General features: G+C 24.1%; 2 protein-coding genes and 1 pseudogene. All 3 read left to right on the forward strand.

The genetic code is table 11. The features are described 5' to 3' along the window. Positions 1-120: pseudogene (locus GTZ96_RS18095) on the forward strand (IS1595 family transposase); the annotation flags it as partial. Beyond that, the gene (locus GTZ96_RS18100; protein ID WP_161645291.1) at positions 113-883 is read left to right on the forward strand and encodes a hypothetical protein; all 771 of its coding nucleotides are present in this window, start codon (positions 113-115) and stop codon (positions 881-883) included. The pseudogene GTZ96_RS18095 and the gene GTZ96_RS18100, both read left to right, overlap by 8 nt. 170 nt (positions 884-1,053) lie before the next feature. Beyond that, the gene (locus GTZ96_RS18105) at positions 1,054-1,659 is read left to right on the forward strand and encodes a CDK-activating kinase assembly factor MAT1 (protein ID WP_161645292.1); all 606 of its coding nucleotides are present in this window, start codon (positions 1,054-1,056) and stop codon (positions 1,657-1,659) included. Positions 1,660-1,774 lie beyond the last annotated feature (115 nt).

Here is a 1,774-nt window from a genome sequence, read left to right on the forward strand (position 1 = left end):
TTTTGTTTTAGGATAAACCGTTCTCAATTTAAAACAAGTATTTTTCATAAATCCATAGAAAGAATGGTGAATGCAAAACCGATTTATCAAAAAAACATAAAACAGATATTAAGTGTATAACTCAAAATATTTATTTGAAAAACAACTTAAAGCATTAGACATTGAAAAAAGTTCAAACTATATAGCCGGAGAAAAAATCACTAAAGAGGAATTAAAAAAAGTAAGTAAATCTCATAATGTAATTTTAAACACTTCTGACCATGGTGCTCTATTTGCTTTTATATATAATGACAATGGACATCATATTACTATGCCTTTACCAGATTTTGCTCTTGTACATTTTGATTTTTCATATAGACAAAATATCGAAAGAAAAATTAGCAAAACTGAATTGCTATCAAAATTAAAAGATGTTGAAAAGTTTAATGAAATGAATAGTGAAGTACTTTATAAGTTTTATGGATATTCAAGTTCATGCATTATAAATCTGTTTACTTCTATTGAATGTTTTATAAATCATTTATTACCCGAAAATAAAGTTTATTCAGAGAAAAAAAATAACAGAACTGAAATTTATAATAAAACCCAAATTCAAGAATATATCCCATTTTGGGATAAACTAAAAAAAGTTTTACCTCAATTTTATGACAATAAAAATTTCTTCTCAAAGTCAACACCAACAAACGATAATATAACCAAGTTAAAAGAATTGAGAGATAAAATAATTCATACAAAATCGGATAATACTGGAGAACTACAAATAGATTTATTCAAACAAATTCTCAACTTCAAATATGATGAAACATTTAATGCAGTTACTAAATTTATGAATTTTTATGAAGAAAATTATGTTGAAGAATGTCCGTGTAATAATAATTTCTAATATTCACAGCTTATAAAAAGCTACTATAAACAATCGCTGGTTTTTTGTTCTAATTAAAAATTAGTGTTTAAAAAGTCGCAACAGAATTATGGCAACGGAGAAGTTAGCAATAGTTCACAAAATTAAAAAAATAAAGTCTAAACAATACTAAATTTAATTTGAATCGAGATATGCACATAGATAATATTTTAGAGGATATCGATATTTTAAAAGATATACTTGAATATAATAGCTTTTCTAACAACTTTGAATTGACCACAAAAGAGAAACAAGCAAGAAAGGCAGAAGTTCAAAATAAAGTCAAAGAAATCAATCTTAAACTAAATGAATATAATGATAGTTTAGATTCAATATTAAAAGATTCAAATCAAGATTTTTATTTTGAAACATTTATAGAAAATTTAAATAACAAATTAACTTTTGATGAAGCAAATCCAAGAATTGAAATAGAAAAAGAATTAGAAAGATTAAAAGCCCGTAAAGACAAATTAAAAAGGGATTGGGAAGAAAGTGAAGAAAATAAACGAATAGAATTTGTTAAATATATAAACACTACAAATAGAGATTTCGTTAAAAAAATGTATTACCACGGACCAGAAGATATTGAAAAATTAAGATTTCTAATTGTTAGAGGATTTGATGTTTCAGATTCATTTTATCCAATAATTAGATTAATTGAAAGAGGTAGAACAATCGATTTTATAAAATTTTTAATTCAAAATGGTTTAAAATTGAATTATAATGATATTGTCGCTTTAAAAGAAAATAATTTTTGAGTTAGTCATTTAGTTTCTGTATTTTTATGTCTTTAAAAACAGTCGTTATGGAAGTATTTGAAGGACAAAGCATACTAAACTTTATAAAAGAATTGCCAAATGATGAAGCTTGCAA

It is taken from the genome of Flavobacterium undicola, assembly GCF_009909155.2.
Lineage (GTDB): Bacteria > Bacteroidota > Bacteroidia > Flavobacteriales > Flavobacteriaceae > Flavobacterium > Flavobacterium undicola.